The sequence below is a fragment of the Variovorax paradoxus genome (assembly GCA_016806145.1).
Lineage (GTDB): Bacteria > Pseudomonadota > Gammaproteobacteria > Burkholderiales > Burkholderiaceae_C > Variovorax.
Window position 1 is genome coordinate 650,823 of record CP063167.1, and the last position, 15,004, is coordinate 665,826.

15 protein-coding genes are annotated in these 15,004 nt (G+C 68.9%); 7 read left to right on the plus strand and 8 right to left on the minus strand.

What is annotated here, in order from left to right:
* Positions 1-38 precede the first annotated feature (38 nt).
* Entirely contained in the window at positions 39-932 is an 894-nt protein-coding gene (locus INQ48_33980; GenBank protein ID QRF62538.1) for a LysR family transcriptional regulator, read from the plus strand.
* A 19-nt stretch (positions 933-951) separates the two neighbouring features.
* Here INQ48_33980 and INQ48_33985 read toward each other — a convergent pair whose 3' ends face one another.
* A complete protein-coding gene (locus INQ48_33985) occupies positions 952-1,539 on the minus strand; it encodes a TetR family transcriptional regulator (GenBank protein QRF62539.1) in 588 nt (195 codons plus the stop codon).
* A gap of 200 nt (positions 1,540-1,739) precedes the next feature.
* On the opposite strand from INQ48_33985, the gene INQ48_33990 reads away from it, so the two are divergent.
* Complete coding sequence (locus INQ48_33990) at positions 1,740-2,861, plus strand: branched-chain amino acid ABC transporter substrate-binding protein (GenBank protein QRF62540.1); 1,122 nt, start codon at positions 1,740-1,742, stop codon at positions 2,859-2,861.
* A 25-nt stretch (positions 2,862-2,886) separates the two neighbouring features.
* On the opposite strand, the gene INQ48_33995 is transcribed toward INQ48_33990, so the two are convergent.
* The gene (locus INQ48_33995; GenBank protein ID QRF62541.1) at positions 2,887-3,717 is read right to left on the minus strand and encodes a PAS domain-containing protein; all 831 of its coding nucleotides are present in this window, start codon (positions 3,715-3,717) and stop codon (positions 2,887-2,889) included.
* Between the two features lie 212 nt (positions 3,718-3,929).
* Between INQ48_33995 and INQ48_34000 the strand changes: the two genes are divergently transcribed.
* The 4 genes from INQ48_34000 (at position 3,930) to INQ48_34015 (ending at position 6,937) form a co-directional block, all read left to right on the plus strand.
* Positions 3,930-5,288 (plus strand): aminotransferase class V-fold PLP-dependent enzyme, encoded by a 1,359-nt coding sequence (locus INQ48_34000; protein ID QRF62542.1) that lies wholly within the window; start codon positions 3,930-3,932, stop codon positions 5,286-5,288.
* Complete coding sequence (locus INQ48_34005; protein QRF62543.1) at positions 5,285-5,737, plus strand: RidA family protein; 453 nt, start codon at positions 5,285-5,287, stop codon at positions 5,735-5,737. The genes INQ48_34000 and INQ48_34005 overlap by 4 nt, the downstream gene beginning before the upstream one ends.
* 100 nt (positions 5,738-5,837) lie before the next feature.
* Positions 5,838-6,212, plus strand: coding sequence for a type II toxin-antitoxin system Phd/YefM family antitoxin (locus INQ48_34010; protein QRF62544.1), 375 nt, complete (start codon positions 5,838-5,840; stop codon positions 6,210-6,212).
* A complete protein-coding gene (locus INQ48_34015; GenBank protein ID QRF62545.1) occupies positions 6,212-6,937 on the plus strand; it encodes a hypothetical protein in 726 nt (241 codons plus the stop codon). Before INQ48_34010 ends, INQ48_34015 begins: the two co-directional genes overlap by 1 nt.
* Positions 6,938-6,980: 43 nt before the next feature.
* Here INQ48_34015 and INQ48_34020 read toward each other — a convergent pair whose 3' ends face one another.
* The 6 genes from INQ48_34020 to INQ48_34045 form a co-directional block, all read right to left on the minus strand.
* A complete protein-coding gene (locus tag INQ48_34020) occupies positions 6,981-8,492 on the minus strand; it encodes a tripartite tricarboxylate transporter permease (protein ID QRF62546.1) in 1,512 nt (503 codons plus the stop codon).
* Positions 8,493-8,532: 40 nt separating this feature from the next.
* Positions 8,533-9,021, minus strand: a complete 489-nt coding sequence (locus INQ48_34025) for a tripartite tricarboxylate transporter TctB family protein (GenBank protein ID QRF62547.1) — start codon at positions 9,019-9,021, stop codon at positions 8,533-8,535.
* A 140-nt stretch (positions 9,022-9,161) separates the two neighbouring features.
* Complete coding sequence (locus INQ48_34030; protein QRF62548.1) at positions 9,162-10,529, minus strand: HAMP domain-containing protein; 1,368 nt, start codon at positions 10,527-10,529, stop codon at positions 9,162-9,164.
* Positions 10,526-11,251: a response regulator transcription factor gene (locus INQ48_34035; protein ID QRF63069.1), complete on the minus strand. Its 726-nt coding sequence runs from the start codon at positions 11,249-11,251 to the stop codon at positions 10,526-10,528. Before INQ48_34035 ends, INQ48_34030 begins: the two co-directional genes overlap by 4 nt.
* Before the next feature lie 56 nt (positions 11,252-11,307).
* On the minus strand, positions 11,308-12,507 hold the full coding sequence (locus INQ48_34040; protein ID QRF62549.1) for a PQQ-dependent sugar dehydrogenase: 1,200 nt from the start codon (positions 12,505-12,507) through the stop codon (positions 11,308-11,310).
* 112 nt (positions 12,508-12,619) lie between these two features.
* Positions 12,620-13,507, minus strand: a complete 888-nt coding sequence (locus INQ48_34045) for a LysR family transcriptional regulator (GenBank protein QRF62550.1) — start codon at positions 13,505-13,507, stop codon at positions 12,620-12,622.
* A gap of 130 nt (positions 13,508-13,637) precedes the next feature.
* On the opposite strand from INQ48_34045, the gene INQ48_34050 reads away from it, so the two are divergent.
* Positions 13,638-15,002: an LLM class flavin-dependent oxidoreductase gene (locus INQ48_34050; protein ID QRF62551.1), complete on the plus strand. Its 1,365-nt coding sequence runs from the start codon at positions 13,638-13,640 to the stop codon at positions 15,000-15,002.
* Positions 15,003-15,004: the final 2 nt, after the last annotated feature.

The following is a 15,004-nucleotide window of genomic DNA, read 5'->3' on the forward strand; positions in this document are numbered from 1 at the left end:
GATCCTTCTCTACACTGGCCGTGAAATCAATTCACACCATGGACCTCCAGCAACTCCCCCCGTTGACTGCCCTGCGCGCCTTCGCCGCTGCCGCCCAGGCCGGCAGCGTGGTCGGCGCCGCCGACCGGCTCAAGGTCACGCACAGCGCGGTGAGCCACCAGTTGCGTCTCATCGAAGCGTGGCTGGGCTGCAAGCTGTTCGAGCGCCATGCGGCGGGCGTGACGCTCACCGACGCCGGCCGGCGGCTGTTCGCGTGCACGGCCCGGGCGCTCGACGACATCGGCACCGTCTGCGCCGAGATCCGCGGCCAGCGGCCCGCCACCGCGCTGACCCTGGCCTGTCCCGGCAGCTTCATGCTGCAGTGGCTGATCCCGCGGCTCGACGACTTCGAGGCGCGGCATCCGCAGGTGGTGCTCAACCTGCAGACCGGCAGCGACCTGGGCCGGTTGCGCGCCGGGCACGTCGATGCGCTGGTCTACTGCGGGCGTGGAACGCATCCGCGCGAGGTGAGCGAGATCCTGCTGGCCGACAACGACATCGGACCGATCTGCACGCCCGCGCAGGCGAAGGCGCTGGCCCGGCCGCGGGACGTGCTGTCGCATGCGCTGCTCGGCACCGAGTCCTATCCGGCCAGCTGGACGATCTGGGCACAGGCCCACGGGCTGGACGCCGCGCGGCTGCGGCCGCGGCGTTCCTTCGGCCAATGGATCTACATGATCCAGGCCACCATCGCCGGTCTCGGCGTGGGCATCGCGCCCTCGGTGCTGGTGCGCGAGGAGCTTGCGCAGGCGCGCATCGCGGCCCCGCTCGGCTTCGTACCCAGCGGCGACCGCATCTCGCTGTGCGTGCTCAGGCGCCGCGCGCAGGAGCCGGCCATCGCCGCGCTCGCCGACTGGCTCGGCACGCTGCACGGCCAGCCGGCAGCCGGTTGACCCCGCGGCCGCTCGGGCGCTACACGATGCCGTGCAGGCACATGTCGCTCGCCTGGTCGGCCAGCGTCTCGAGGCTCAGGCGCCCGGTGGGCTGGTACCAGGTGTAGGTCCAGTTCAGCATGCCGTACATCAGCATCGCGTGCGTGGTTGCGGCCTGGCGGTCCTTGAACTTCTGCGCGTTGATCTCGCGCAGCAGCGCGCACAGGAAGCCGACCAGCTTCTGTTCGTTGGCGTTCACCTGCGCGCGCACCTCGTCGGGCAGGTGGTAGACGTCCTCGATCAGCACGGTGTGGCGGTCGCGCTGCTCGTAGTAGTACTTGAGGTGCGCGAGGAAGTAGTTGCGCAGCCGCGCGCGCGGATCGATGGGCGCCGACACCAGGTCCGAGGCGATCGCCACCAGCGCGCTCACGTGCTCGCCGAGCATCTCCGCGAGCATCGCTTCCTTCGACGGGAAGTAGTGATACATGCGCGACTTCGACGCGTTGCAGGCCGCGCCGATGTCGATGATGTTGGTGTTGCGAAAGCCGTTCTTGGCGAAGAGGGACGCGGCCACGTCGAGGATCGTGGCCCGGATGTCGTCGAAGTTCTCGGATTTGGTTCTGGCCATGTCGGCATCGCCCGCAAAAGAAAAATGGTTCGTTCGAAACACCCGCGCCGCGCGCATGTTTCGTCCGCCCGCCCTGTACGCACCCGGGCGAAACAGCGAAATTTATTCCGTCCGGACGGCCTACTCTAACCGAGGCCTCGCGAGCTCGCGGCGGGGCCACTTCCTGGTCCTTTCGATCCACCCGCCCCACGGAGCCGCGCATGAATCCCTCGCCACGCCACGTCCTCGCCTCGCTCGTCGTCGCCATCGCCACCACCGCGCAGGCGCAGGATGCGCCCGTGCGCATCGGCATCGCCGCGCCGCTGACGGGCGGCATCGCCCATCTCGGCAAGGACATGGAGAACGGCGCGCGGCTCGCCATCGAGGACCTCAATGCGCAGGGCCTCGCGATCGGTGGCCGCCGGCTGCGCTTCGAGGCGGTGGTCGAGGACGACCGGGCCGATCCCGCCAGCGCCACCACCGTGGCGCAGAAGCTCGCCGACCTGCAGGTCAACGGCATCGTCGGCCACCTCAACTCGGGCACCACCATTCCCGCGGCGCGCGTCTACAACGACGCCGGCATCCCGCAGGTTGCACCGGCCGCGACCAACCCGCAGTACACGCGCGCCGGCTACAAATTCGCCGCGCGCCTCATGGCCACCGACGTGCAGCAGGCCGATGGCATCGCGGGCTACGTCGCGCGCACGCTGAAGGCGAAGACCGCCGCCGTGATCGACGACCGCACCGCCTACGGCCAGGGCCTCGCCGACCAAGTCGTGGCCGACCTCGGCAAGGCGCAGGTGAAGGTGCTCAAGCGCGAGTTTGGCACCGACCGCGCGACCGACTTCTCGGCCATCCTCACCACCCTGCGCGGCCTCAAGCCCGACGTGATCGTCTACGCGGGCGCCGACGCGCAGGCCGCGCTGGTCAACCGGCAGATGAAGCAGCTCGGCCTGAGCGCGACCTTCATCGCGGGCGACGGCGTGTGCACCGGCGAATGGAGCAAGCTCGCGGCCGGCGCCAACGAGGGCGCCTACTGCTCGCAGGCCGGCGCGCCGCGCGAGGCCATGGCCGCCTTCGCGGCCTTCAACCAGCGCTACAAGGCGCGCTTCGGCACCGACGTGATCGTGTTCGCGCCCTATGCCTACGACGCGGTGATGGTGCTGGTGGAGGCGATGAAGAAGGCCGGCTCCACCGATCCCTCCGTGTACGGACCGAAGCTCGCGGGCGTGACGCTCACCGGGCTGATCGGGCCGATCGCGTTCGATGCGCGCGGGGACAACCTGCGGGGGACGGTGACGATCTATCAGGTGCGTGGGGGGAAGCTGGTGGTGGCGCCGTAGCGTTGCGCCCTGCGCGACCCCGGTCCTACTTCGTGAACCCCTCGCGCTTGCGGATCTCGTCGAGATAGTTGTAGATCGAGAAGCGCGACATGTCGAGCGCCGCCGCCGCGCGGCCCACGCTGCCCTTCACGATGAACAGGCCGCGCCGCAGCATCTCCTCGACGGCGTGCACCTTTTCCTCCTTGTTCATGAGCTGCACCGGCTTGCCGAAGGTGCGGATCGCCGAACGGATGATCTCGCCCATCAACAGGTCCATGTCGGGCGATTCCTCGCGCGACTCGGGCGCCGCCGCGGGCGCGGGCGCGCCCTGGATCGCATGCTCGAGCCAGGCATGCGCGAGCTTGAACACCGTGAGGTCGGCATTCATGCAAAGCGCCGCGAAGGGCGTGCCGTCGGCATCGCGGTAGATCACGGTGGCCGACTTCAGCGGCGTGCCGGTGCCGGTCAGCGTGGGATAGACGTTGACGACCGAGTGGCCGCTGCCCGAAAGGTCGGTGGCGGCCGACCAGGCGGCGCCGAAGGCGCGGTCGTCCTTCGGGCCGCTGAGGATGGTGCTGCCGACCTTGCGGCCCGACACATGGCCGTTGGCGATCGCGACCACCGAGGCATCGGGCTGCGTCAGGTCGTGCAGCACCAGTTCGGTGTTCGGCCCGAGCATGCGCCCCATCATCTCCACCACGGGCTTGAGCACCTCGACGATGCGCCGGCGCTCCTCGGCGATGGCCGGCGACACCGTCGCGGCCTTCGAGGGCTTGGCCGCGCGCTGGCGTGCGCGCGGCGCCGGCGGCTTCGGCGGCGGCTGCTGCGCGGTCGAAAGGGAGCTGGAGGTCTCGGCAGTCTTGCGGGTGGCTGGCATGGACGCGAAAGTCGAAGGAAGGTCGAAGGGGAGTGAAGGCCCTGATCCTCGATTTCAACAAACTGTTGAATACTTGATCTGGCGTTGATTCTGGCACATGTCGTGCAGGTCCGGCCGGCCCTGGGGTCCGCCCGAAACGACGCGGCAACTGTAGGGCAAGGTGCGCCCAGAAATTCAACATTTCGTTGATAAATCAACAAGGAGTTCATATCATGCCGAGTTCGAACCATCCCGCCGCCACCGCGGCGCCCCTGCCGACGGACATACCCACGCCGCCGGCCACCTCCCGCCGCCATTGGCTCAAGTCCCTCGGCGGCGCCTCCGTCGCGGGCGTGCTCGGCAGCCAGCTCGTCGCCTGCGGCGGCGGCTCGGGTTCGTCGGGCGGTTTCCTGCCCTTCGCCTCGGCCGCGCCGCCGCCGGCCCCGCCCAGCGGCACGCCGACCTTGCCGGCCAAGGCGCTGTTCCCCGGCGTGGCCGACCGCGTGTACCTCAACGGCGCCGCCGACCACCCGTGGAACCAGTACGCCACCGACGCGCTGAGTTCCTACGCGCAATCCAAGCTCTCGCTCGCGAGCGGCAGTGCGACCGCCACCGCGAAGTTCGCGGCGCTGATCAATGCCGATGCCGACGAGATCGCCTACGTGCCCAGCACCTCGATGGGCGAGTACCTCGTGACGCGCGCGCTCGGCCTGCCCGAATCGGGCGGCCGCGTGGTCACCGACGCGCTGCACTTCGTCGGCTCGTTCTACATGTACGAGCAATACCGGCTGCGCGGCCTCGACGTGCTCACCGTGCCGATGGACGCCAACCACCGCATCGCGCTGGCCGACCTCGACAAGGCCATCTCGCCCGGCACCAAGCTGGTGGCGATCTCGCACGTGTCGCTCTACAACGGCTTCACGCACGACCTCAAGGCCGTGTGCGACCTCGCGCATTCGCGCGGCGCGCTGGTCTACGTCGACCTGATCCAGTCGGCCGGCGCGATACCGGTGGACGTGAAGGCGGCCGGCGTCGACTTCGCGGGCTGCGGCACCTACAAATGGTTGATGGGCGACTTCGGCTTCGCCTTCCTCTACGTGCGCAAGAGCCTGCTGCCCAAGCTGCAACGGCCTTGGTACGGCTACCGCCAGACGCGCAACTTCGCGGCGCCGATCCTGCACGTCTATCCGCTCGACCCGCCCGGCAGCGTGCCCTACGAGAGCGTGCAGATCGATTCGGTGTCGGGTTACTTCAGCGGCTCGTTCCCGGCCTCCTCGATCGAAGCGGCCTGCGCGGCATCCATCGACTGGATCCAGAGCGTGGGCGTCGACAGGATCCAGGCCTGGCGCAAGCCGATGACCGATGCGCTGCAGGCCGGCCTGCGCGCCAAGGGCTTCCAGGTGGTGACGCCGCCCGACAGCAGCTCGCCGATCGTGACCTTCGCCTATGCCAATGCCGCCCAGCTCGCGAGCCGGCTCGCGCCCGACAAGATCGAGATCACCCTGCGCGCCAACCATGCGCGCATCTCGCCGTCCGTCTACAACGACATGAACGACATCGCCAGATTCCTCGCCGCGATCGGAACGCCATGAAACGCCACACCCTCATCGGCGGCGCCGCGCTCGCCTGCCTCGTCCTCGCGACCAGCGCCTGCGGCGTCGCGCCGCGGCATCTCAACTCGGGCAAGGTGCTGCCCACCACCCTGCCCTTCTCCGAGGCCGTGCAGGTCGGCCGCACGCTCTACCTGTCGGGCCAGATCGGCAACCTGCCCGGCAGCCTCAAGCTGCCGCCGGGCGGCATCGGCCCCGAGTCGAAGCAGGTGATGGAGAACATCAAGACCACGCTCGAGGCGCATGGCCACACCATGGCCGACGTGGTGAAGTGCACCGCCATGCTGGCCGACATGAGCGAGTGGGGAGCCTTCAACGAGGTCTACAAGGGCTACTTCGCCGAAGGCCGGTATCCGGCGCGCAGTGCCTTCGGTGCGACCGCGCTGGCCTTCAATGCGCGGATCGAGGTGGAGTGCATCGCGGCGAAGTAGCGCCGCTCCGCTTCAGCGCCAGGTTCGGCCGAAATTCCGTCCAATGAGAGAGAAATGTGCATTTGTTCTAAAATGCACACTTCCACTACAGGACCCTCCCATGCAAGTCGTGACCGCCACCGACGTCAAGAGCCAGCTTGGCGAGCTTTTCGATGCTGTCGAGAAGGACGAGGGCGCCAGCGTCCTGATCGAGCGAAATCGCCGCCCCGCGGCGATGCTCCTGAACGCTCATGTGGCCGAGAAGGCCATCTTGGGGGCCTACGCCCACGGCGTGCTGCCGCGTGCCATCGCCATGCAGCAGCTCGGCCTGGACTGGTATGGCGATCTGCTGCAGCGAATGAATCTCCATGGCATCGAGCATCCATCGGCCTCGGCCGAGGACGCGCGTGTCATGAAGAAAGCGGCGGACGATGCGCTGCGATCGCTGGACGCAACCGGTGCGCCTACCGCTCGCTCGAGGAAGGCGAAAGGGTAATGGCCGAGAAGATCCGCATCGTCCTCCCGGACACGGGCCCGCTGATCACGCTAGCCCATGCCAATGCGCTCGAAGTGCTGCTGGCCTTCGATGCGCAACAGGTCCAGCTCGTCGTCACCGACATGGTGGAGTTCGAGGCCACGAGGCATCGCAGCACCCGCGAGGATGCCCAGAGAATCTCCGACTTCCTCGAGAAACACGCCGGGCGGATCGTCATCGAGAAGACCGTCTTCGGCCAGATGGCGATCTCGGCGGCGCGCATCTACGAGCGGTACACGGAAAGCCAGCAGTTGCGAGACTTCTACGCGACCAGCAACATGCCCGCTCCGTCACCGTTGGCGCCCAACAGCGGAGAGCTCTCCATCAACAGCTACGTGTCCGAACTCATCGGGCAACCGCCCGGACCACCTTGCCTGGTCATCGCAGAAGACGACTTCTTCTTGCGTTCCACGCCCGGTGCTCTTCCCGGCAATGCGCACATCATCTCGACGGCCACATTGCTGGCGAAGCTGGAGGAACTGGACCCCCGATTCAAGGTACGCGACGTGCTGGACGCCGCAAGGCACTACAAGGGCCGCGAGCCCAACCGCGCCACGGTCGACTCGCCGGCGCCCAAGGTCAAGGGCGGCAGCACCTGGGACGCTACCGTCGCCGCCGCCCAGCTGACGACCAAACTCACGAAGAAAGGGAATCCTCGGATGAAGGGCTCTGGCAGCGGATCGTAAGCACCCGCCTTTGCCCCGCAAGCCCCCGAGGATGGCATCCCCTTCAATCCTCGACGAACGCCTCTTCACGCTTCGCCTTCACCGAAGGCAGCAGCACCACCACCAGCAGCAGCAGCGCCGCCGCGAGCAGCCCGGCCGACAGCGGCCGCGTGACGAACACGCTCCAGTCGCCGCGCGACAGCAGCAGCGCGCGGCGCAGGTTCTCTTCCATCATCGGCCCGAGGATGAAGCCCAGTAGGAGCGGCGCGGGCTCGCACCGGAGCTTGAGGAACAGGTAGCCCACGATGCCGAAGATCGCGACCATCCAAACGTCGAAGGTGTTGTTGTTCTCCGAGTACACGCCCACCGCGCAGAACAGCACGATCGAGGGGAACAGCCACTTGTAGGGAATGGTCAGCAGCTTGATCCAGATGCCGATCATCGGCAGGTTCAGCACGATCAGCATCAGGTTGCCGATCCACATCGAGGCGATCAGGCCCCAGAACAGCTCGGGGTTGCTGGTCATCACCTGCGGGCCCGGCTGGATGTTGTGGATCGTCATCGCGCCCACCATCAGCGCCATCACGGCGTTGGGCGGGATGCCCAGCGTCAAGAGTGGAATGAAGGAGGTCTGCGCGCCGGCGTTGTTGGCCGACTCGGGGCCCGCCACGCCGCGGATGTTGCCCTTGCCGAACGGCACTTCGCCGTTCTTGAGCTTGATCTTCTTCTCGATGGTGTAGGCCGCGAAGGCCGACAGCAGCGCGCCGCCGCCGGGCAGGATGCCCAGGGCCGAACCGAGGGCCGTGCCGCGCAGCACCGCGGGCGTCATGCGGCGGAAGTCTTCCTTGGTGGGCCACAGGCCCTTGACCTTGGCGGTGAAGACCTCGCGCTCGTGCTCGGGCACCGCGAGGTTGGCGATGATCTCGCCGTAGCCGAACACGCCCATCGCGATGGCGATGAAGCCGATGCCGTCGGTGAGCTCGGGAATGTCGAAGCTGTAGCGCGCCACGCCCGAGTTCACGTCGGTGCCCACCAGCCCCAGCGCGAGGCCGAGCAGGATCATGGTGATGGCCTTGAGCAGCGAGCCCGAGGCCAGCACCACGGCGCCGATCAGGCCCAGGATCATCAGCGAGAAGTATTCGGCCGGGCCGAACTTGAAGGCCAGCTCGGTCAGCGGCGGCGCGAAGGCGGCCAGGATCAGCGTGCCCACGCAGCCCGCGAAGAACGAGCCCAGGCCCGCCGCGGCAAGGGCCGGCCCGGCCCGCCCCTTGCGCGCCATCTGGTAGCCGTCGATCACCGTCACCACCGAGGATGACTCGCCTGGCAGGTTGACCAGGATGGCGGTGGTCGATCCACCGTACTGCGCGCCGTAGTAGATGCCGGCCAGCATGATGAGCGCCGACACCGGGGGCAGTGCGTAGGTCGCGGGCAGCAGCATCGCGATGGTCGCGACCGGGCCGATGCCCGGCAGCACGCCGATCAGGGTGCCCAGCAGGCAGCCGACGAAGGCGTAGACCAGGTTCTGCGCCGTGAAGGCGACGCCGAAGCCGATCGAGAGATTGGTGATCAGGTCCATGGTTCTCTTGTCTTGTCTTTTCGTTCTTCTTGTAGCGAGATCAGCCGGCGATGAAGGTCGGCCAGACCTGGAACTGCAGCTTGAGCGCGACCACGAAGGCCAGGTAGCTGCCGAGCGCGAGCACGGTGGCGAGCACCGTCACGCCCTTCCAGCCGAAGTTGTCGCCCGCGAGGCTGGCGATGAAGGTCAGCGCATAGATCGCGACGATCAGCCCCATCGACGGCAGGCCGATGCTCGGCAAGCCGCCGAGCAGCACGCCGAAGGTGAGATTCGCGCCGATGATGAACACCAGCGGCTTCCACGCGATGCGCCCCACGGGCTCGCCATCGTCGGTCTCGACCGACAGCGCCTTGAGCGTGATCAGCACGCCCATGAGCGCGATGAGGATGCCCACGATCAGGGGAAAGTAGCCCGGGCCCATGCGGGCGCCGGTACCGACGTTGTAGGTCGTGGCGCCCCATGCGAAGGCCACGCCGAAGGCGCTGAAGAGCACGCCCGAGCAGAAGTCTCTCTGACTCTTGATTCTCACCGTTGATGTCTCCTGGGAATTGCCTGGGACCGCGGCGCGGCCCATGCGGCTGGCACGTGAAAGTGCGAGCCGCCGATCCTAGGAATTCGCGCGCGTGCTGTGCGTGAACACAACATTGCCGTTCGGCAATGCGGCGCGCCTCAGTCCTCGCCGGGCAGGTCGATGCGCGCGCGCAGCCCGGGCGCGGCGTCCTCAAACGCGAGCTGCCCGCCGTGCAGCGCGATCACCGCGCGCACGCTGGCCAGGCCCAGGCCATGGCCCGGCGTGCTGCGGTCGAGCCGGTGGAAGCGCACGCCGATGCGTTCGCGCTCGGCGGCCGGTATGCCCGGGCCGTCGTCCTGCACGAAGAGCTGCGCGCGGCCGTTCACGGTGCGCGTGCCGATGCGCACCACCGCGCCGGCGCCGCAGTACTTGAGCGCGTTGTCGACCAGGTTGGCGACCGCGCCCGCGAGCAGGTCGCGGTCGCCGAGCGCCGTGGCCGCCTCGCACGGTTCGCGCCGCAGCGCGATGCCCTGCACCTCGGCCACGGCCTCGTAGAGTTCGGCCACGTCATTCGCGATCACGTCGAGCGCCACCGGCGCGAACTGCTGGCGCCGCGCGCCCGCCTCCACCTCGGCGATCTGCAGCAGCTTCTCGAACACCACCGCGAGTTCCTCGAGCTCGCGGATCGCGGCCGCCACGGCGCCGCGCTGCGCATCGTCGGCCGGCAGGCCCAGTTCCACCGCGCGCAGCCGCACCAACACGCGCGTGAGCGGCGTGCGCAGGTTGTGGGCGATGGTGTTGGAGACATGGCGCACGCCGTCCATCAGCGACTCGATGCGGTCGAGCATGGCGTTGATGTCGTGCTCGAGCAGCGCGAACTCGTCCTCCTCGCCCGAGGGCGCGACGCGCTCCTGCAGCTCGCCGGCCGCGATGCGCGCGGCCGTGCGCCGCACCGCGCCCACGCTGCGCTCGAGCTCCTGCCGGAACACGAAGGTGCCGCCGATCAGCAGCAGCACCGCGACGATGCCGGCCGCCGCGCTCGCGCTCGCCACCAGCGACTCGATCGACTCCTGGTCGCGCAGGTCGTGCCCCACCACCAGCGTGGCGCCGTCGGGCAGCGGCCGCATCACGAGGTAGGCGATGGCGCCCTGGCCGCCGCGCAGCACGCGCCGGTGCACGCCGTCGCCCGCGTCGGGCGAACTCGAGGGCATCTGGTCGAGGTTGCCCGCGAGCTTGCGGCCCTCGCGGTCCACCAGCAGGTAGACCTCGTTGTCGGAATGGCGGTCGTCGGCCAGCAGGTGGGTGATCTCGCCCGCCACGCCCTCGGCGCCGCGCGCCTCGTGGCGCACCACCAGCTGCTGCACGTTGGCTGCCACCTGGCGCACCATGCGCTGCTGCAGCACGCCCACGGTCTGCATGTAGACGATCGCCAGCGAAGCCAGCATGGTGATCGCCACCAGCAGCCCGTAGTAGAAGGCCAGCCGGAAGCCGACCGAGCGCCAGAGCTGGCGCAGCGCCGGGATCATCGGCGCGCGGGCGCGGCGGCCGGCGCGGCTTCGGGGTCGGGCTCGGGCGGCGCCAGCCGGTAGCCCGCGCCGCGCACCGTCTGGATCAAGGTCGGCGCGCCGCCCGCGTCGAGCTTGCCGCGCAGCCGGCTCACCTGCACGTCGATGACGTTGGTCTGCGGATCGAACTGGTAGTCCCACACGGCCTCGAGCAGCATGGTGCGCGTGACCACCTGGCCCGGATGCATCATCAGGTAGGCCAGCAGGCGGAACTCGCGCGGCTGCAGCGCGATGGGGCGGCCCGCGCGCCTCACCTGCCTGCTCGCGAGGTCGATCGACAGGTCGGCGACTTCGAGCGTGCGGATCTCGGGCCCGGTGCGCGAGCGCCGCACCAGCGCCTCGGCGCGCGCGGCCAGCTCCGAGAACGCGAAGGGCTTGGCCAGGTAGTCGTCGCCGCCGGCCTTGAGGCCGCGCACGCGCTCGTCAAGCGCGCTCAACGCGCTGAGCACCAGCACCGGCGTCTTCTTGCCGAGCGCGCGCAGGGTCGCGAGGATCGACAGGCCGTCGACCTCGTTCGGCAGCATGCGGTCGAGGATCACGAGGTCCCAGGCTTCGCTGGTGGCGCGCGCCAGCGCATCGGTGCCGTCGCGGCTGATCACCGCCACGTGGCCGAGCGCGCGAAAGCCTTCGGCGATGTAGCGGGCGTTGTCGGCGTCGTCCTCGACGATGAGGCAACGCCACAGGGGAGTGGGATGGATCACGCCTGCGATTGTGCCGCCCGCTGCCGCCCGCGCCGGCGCTACAGGCCCGCGTCGGCGCGCGCAACGCGCACCACGCGGCCCTGCACCCCGTCCACCAGCAGGTACAGCCCGCCATCGGGCCCCTGGCGGATGTCGCGGATGCGCTCGCCGAGCTCGGCGAACAGCGACTCGCGCCGCACCACGCGCGGCGCGGCGTCCTCGCCCGCGAGCTCGATGCGCCACACGGCCTTGCCGGCCAGTGCGCCCACGAGCACGCTGCCCTTCCACTCGGGAAACTGGTCGCCGGTGTAGAGGATCAGGTTGCTCGGCGCGATCGCCGGCAGGCCCCAATGCACCAGCGGCGGCGCGAGGCCGGCCCTGGCGGTGCCCTCGCCGATAGTCGCGCAGGTGTTGTATTCGCAGCCGAATGTGACGAGGGGCCAGCCGTAGTTGCGACCCTTGCGCACCACGTTGATCTCGTCGCCGCCCTGCGGCCCGTGCTCCGCCACACACAGCTGGCCCGTGCGCGGATGCACGAAGGCGCCCTGCGGATTGCGATGGCCGAGGCTCCAGATCTCGGGCCGCGCGCCCGCGCGCTGCGCGAAGGGGTTGTCGGCCGGAATGCCGCCATCGGTGCGGATGCGCACCGTCTTGCCCTGGTAGTAGCCCAGCGACTGCGCGCGCATGCGGTCCTCGGGCGCATAGCGGTCGCCGAGCGTGAGGAACAGGTGGCCGTCCCCCGAGACCGCGAGCCGCCCGCCGAGGTTCTCGCCGACCGCGATCTTCGGCGTCTGGCGGAACAGCACCTTGAGCTGCTCGACGCGCGCGCCGTCGTCGCTGAGCCGTGCCCGCGCGACCGCGATGCCGTTGCGCCCGGCACGGCTGCGGCGGCGATCGGCCTCGGTGTAGCTCAGGTAGATGAAGCGGTTGGCCTCGAAGCCCGGATCGATCGTGACGTCGAGCAGCCCGCCATGGCTGCGCCGGTCGACGGCCGGCAGCCCGCGCACCGGCGCCGAGACCTTGTCGCCCTGCGCATCCACGATGCGCAGGCGGCCCGCGCGCTCGGTCACCAGCAGGCGGCCGTCGGGCATGAACTCCATGCCCCAGGGCAGTTCGAGCCCGGCCGCATAGGTGCGGGTCTGGAAGGCGGTGGGCGCGGGCCCGCGCGCCGCATCGGCGGCATGCCCGAGCAACAGGCCCGCGCACAGCAGACCGGCCCGCAAGCAGGTCGACAGGGAGGGGCGGGGTGCGGTGTTCATGTCGAGCGGAACGGCGGCCCCATGACAGGGCCGCCATCGTTTCGAATCATAGAAACGAACGGGCGCGCGCGAACGCCGCGAACATTACCGTTTGTCCATGTTCGGCCGCTCGCTACTCGGTCGCGATCAATTTGTTGCACATCTCCACGAGCCGCGCTGCCGCTGGCGAGAGCGAATGGCCGCGGATCGTCACGATGGCGATGGTGCGGCTGAGCGCCGGCCCGATGATGCGCACCACCTTGAGCGGCGTGCGCCGCGGCAGCGCCACGCGCGGCAGCAACGCGATGCCCAGTCCCGCCTCGGCCATCGCGACCAGCGTCGTGACCTGCATGAACTCGTAGTTGCTCTCGTGCGAAAGGCCGTTGGCCTTGAGCGCGTTGTCGACATGGTCGCGAAAGGCGGTCGAGCTCGACAGCTTGAGCAGCGGCAGCTTCGACAGTTCGCGCAGCGAGATGCTCGCGCGGCCGTTGTCCTGGTAGCCGCGCGGCAGCATCGCGCAGTAGTCGTCGACGAAGATCGGCGCGAACTCGAGCTCGCCCTTCTTCTCGGGCACCGGCCCGATCGCGAAGTCGACCTCGCGCCGGCGCACCGCCTCCAGCAGGTCCTGGTTGGCGAGCTCGCGCACGTGCACGCTGATGCCCGGGTACTTCTTCGCAAAGGCCGTGAGGATCGCCGGCAGCCGCGTGCTCGCGATGGTCGGCACGCAGGCGAAGGACAGGTGGCCCTGCTGCACGTCGGCCGCGTGCTGGATGTGCGAGAGCCCGACCTCGAGCTCGGCCAGTGCCTTGCGCGCGCTGATCAGCAGCTGCTCGCCCTCTTGCGTCAGCGTCACCTTGCGCGTGGTGCGCTGGAACAGCGCCACGCCGAGCTGCTCCTCGAGCTGCTTGACCTGCATGCTGACCGCGGGCAGCGAACGGTTGGTCTCCTCGGCCGCCTTGCGGAAGCTCTCGTTCTGCGCCACCGAGAGGAAGGTGCCGATCAGCTTGAAGTTGATGTTCATGGGGCGATCCTGCGTCATTCCAAAAGTCTGAACAATGCCTAAGATTATTTGAGTTGTTGCCACGCGAGGTCAAACCTAGCATTCGAGCCATCCCAATGACTCCGACGAGTCGCGAGAGAGGCAAGATCCGATGACCGCACCCCAGATGACGCTCGTGGCCTTCCTGCAGGCGCAGAACTGCTCGAACCTGGTCGCCTCGTGGCGCCACCCCGACACCGAACTCGGCTATGGCACGCCGGCCTATTACCAGAACATCGCCCGCACGCTGGAGCGCGGCAAGTTCCAGATGGCCTTCTTCGACGACCGGCTCGCGATGCCCGACCGCTATGGCGACGACCACCGCGACACGGTCGAGCACGGCGTGCGCGCGGTCAAGCTCGACCCGATCTCGGTGGTCACGGTCATGGGCCTGGCCACCGAGCGCCTGGGCCTGGGCGCCACCTACTCCACCACCTACTACGAGCCCTTCCACGTGGCGCGCGTGTTCGCCACGCTCGACCTGCTGACGCAGGGCCGCGTGGCCTGGAACGTGGTGACCTCGCTCAACAACTCGGAGGCCGCGAACTTCGGCGCGCAGGAGCACCTCGCGCACGACCTGCGCTACGAACGCGCCGACGAGTTCCTGGAAGTGGTGCTCGGCCATTGGAACACCTGGCAGGAAGGCGCCGTGCTGCACGACAAGGCGAACGGCCGCTTCGCCGACGCATCCAGGGTGCGCCGCCTCGACCACAGCGGCAAGTGGTTCAAGTCGCGCGGCCCCTTCACCGTGCCGCGCTCGGCGCAGGGCCATCCGGTGCTGATCCAGGCCGGCCAGAGCGGGCGCGGCAGCGAGTTCGCGGCGCGCTGGGGCGAGCTGGTGTTCGTGATCTATCCCAACATCGACGTGGCGCGCAGGTCGTATGCCGACTTCAAGCGCAAGGTCGCGGCGCACGGCCGCGATCCGGCGCAGGTCAAGGTGGCGCCCGCGGTCTACGTGGTCGCGGCCGAGAGCCGCGCCGAGGCCGAGGACAAGAAGGCCGCGATCGATGCGCTCGTGAAACCGGTCGACGGCCTCGCGCTGCTGTCCGAAGTGCTGAACTTCGACTTCGCGACCAAGCGGCCCGACGAGCCCTTCACCGACGAGGAGCTGGGCTCGATCACCGGGCTGCGCGCGATCCTCGACCGCGTGATCGCGCAGAGCGGCCTGGCACGGCCGACGCTCGCGGACTTCCTGCGCTTCAGCGGCCGCGGCACCACCGACGAGCTCGCCACCTTCGTCGGCAGCAAGACCGACGTCGCCGACCAGATGGAGCAGTGGTTCCGCACCGGCGCCTGCGATGGCTTCGTGCTCGCGGCCACCAGCATGCCCGGCAGCTACGAGGACTTCGTGCGGCTGGTGGTGCCCGAACTGCAGCGCCGCGGCGTCTTCCATCACGACTACGAGGGCCCGACCCTGCGCGACAACCTCGGCCTGGCGCGCCCGGCTGCGGGCGACTGGAAACATCTCTACCGCTGACA

Excerpts from the sequence above, each read along its gene's own strand:
- INQ48_33980 (QRF62538.1), top strand. The coding sequence starts at position 39 with ATGGACCTCCAGCAACTCCCCCCGTTGACTGCCCTGCGCGCCTTCGCC.
- INQ48_33985 (QRF62539.1), bottom strand. The coding sequence starts at position 1,539 with ATGGCCAGAACCAAATCCGAGAACTTCGACGACATCCGGGCCACGATC.
- INQ48_33990 (QRF62540.1), top strand. The coding sequence starts at position 1,740 with ATGAATCCCTCGCCACGCCACGTCCTCGCCTCGCTCGTCGTCGCCATC.
- INQ48_33995 (QRF62541.1), bottom strand. The coding sequence starts at position 3,717 with ATGCCAGCCACCCGCAAGACTGCCGAGACCTCCAGCTCCCTTTCGACC.
- INQ48_34000 (QRF62542.1), top strand. The coding sequence starts at position 3,930 with ATGCCGAGTTCGAACCATCCCGCCGCCACCGCGGCGCCCCTGCCGACG.
- INQ48_34005 (QRF62543.1), top strand. The coding sequence starts at position 5,285 with ATGAAACGCCACACCCTCATCGGCGGCGCCGCGCTCGCCTGCCTCGTC.
- INQ48_34010 (QRF62544.1), top strand. The coding sequence starts at position 5,838 with ATGCAAGTCGTGACCGCCACCGACGTCAAGAGCCAGCTTGGCGAGCTT.
- INQ48_34015 (QRF62545.1), top strand. The coding sequence starts at position 6,212 with ATGGCCGAGAAGATCCGCATCGTCCTCCCGGACACGGGCCCGCTGATC.
- INQ48_34020 (QRF62546.1), bottom strand. The coding sequence starts at position 8,492 with ATGGACCTGATCACCAATCTCTCGATCGGCTTCGGCGTCGCCTTCACG.
- INQ48_34030 (QRF62548.1), bottom strand. The coding sequence starts at position 10,529 with ATGATCCCGGCGCTGCGCCAGCTCTGGCGCTCGGTCGGCTTCCGGCTG.
- INQ48_34040 (QRF62549.1), bottom strand. The coding sequence starts at position 12,507 with ATGAACACCGCACCCCGCCCCTCCCTGTCGACCTGCTTGCGGGCCGGT.
- INQ48_34045 (QRF62550.1), bottom strand. The coding sequence starts at position 13,507 with ATGAACATCAACTTCAAGCTGATCGGCACCTTCCTCTCGGTGGCGCAG.
- INQ48_34050 (QRF62551.1), top strand. The coding sequence starts at position 13,638 with ATGACCGCACCCCAGATGACGCTCGTGGCCTTCCTGCAGGCGCAGAAC.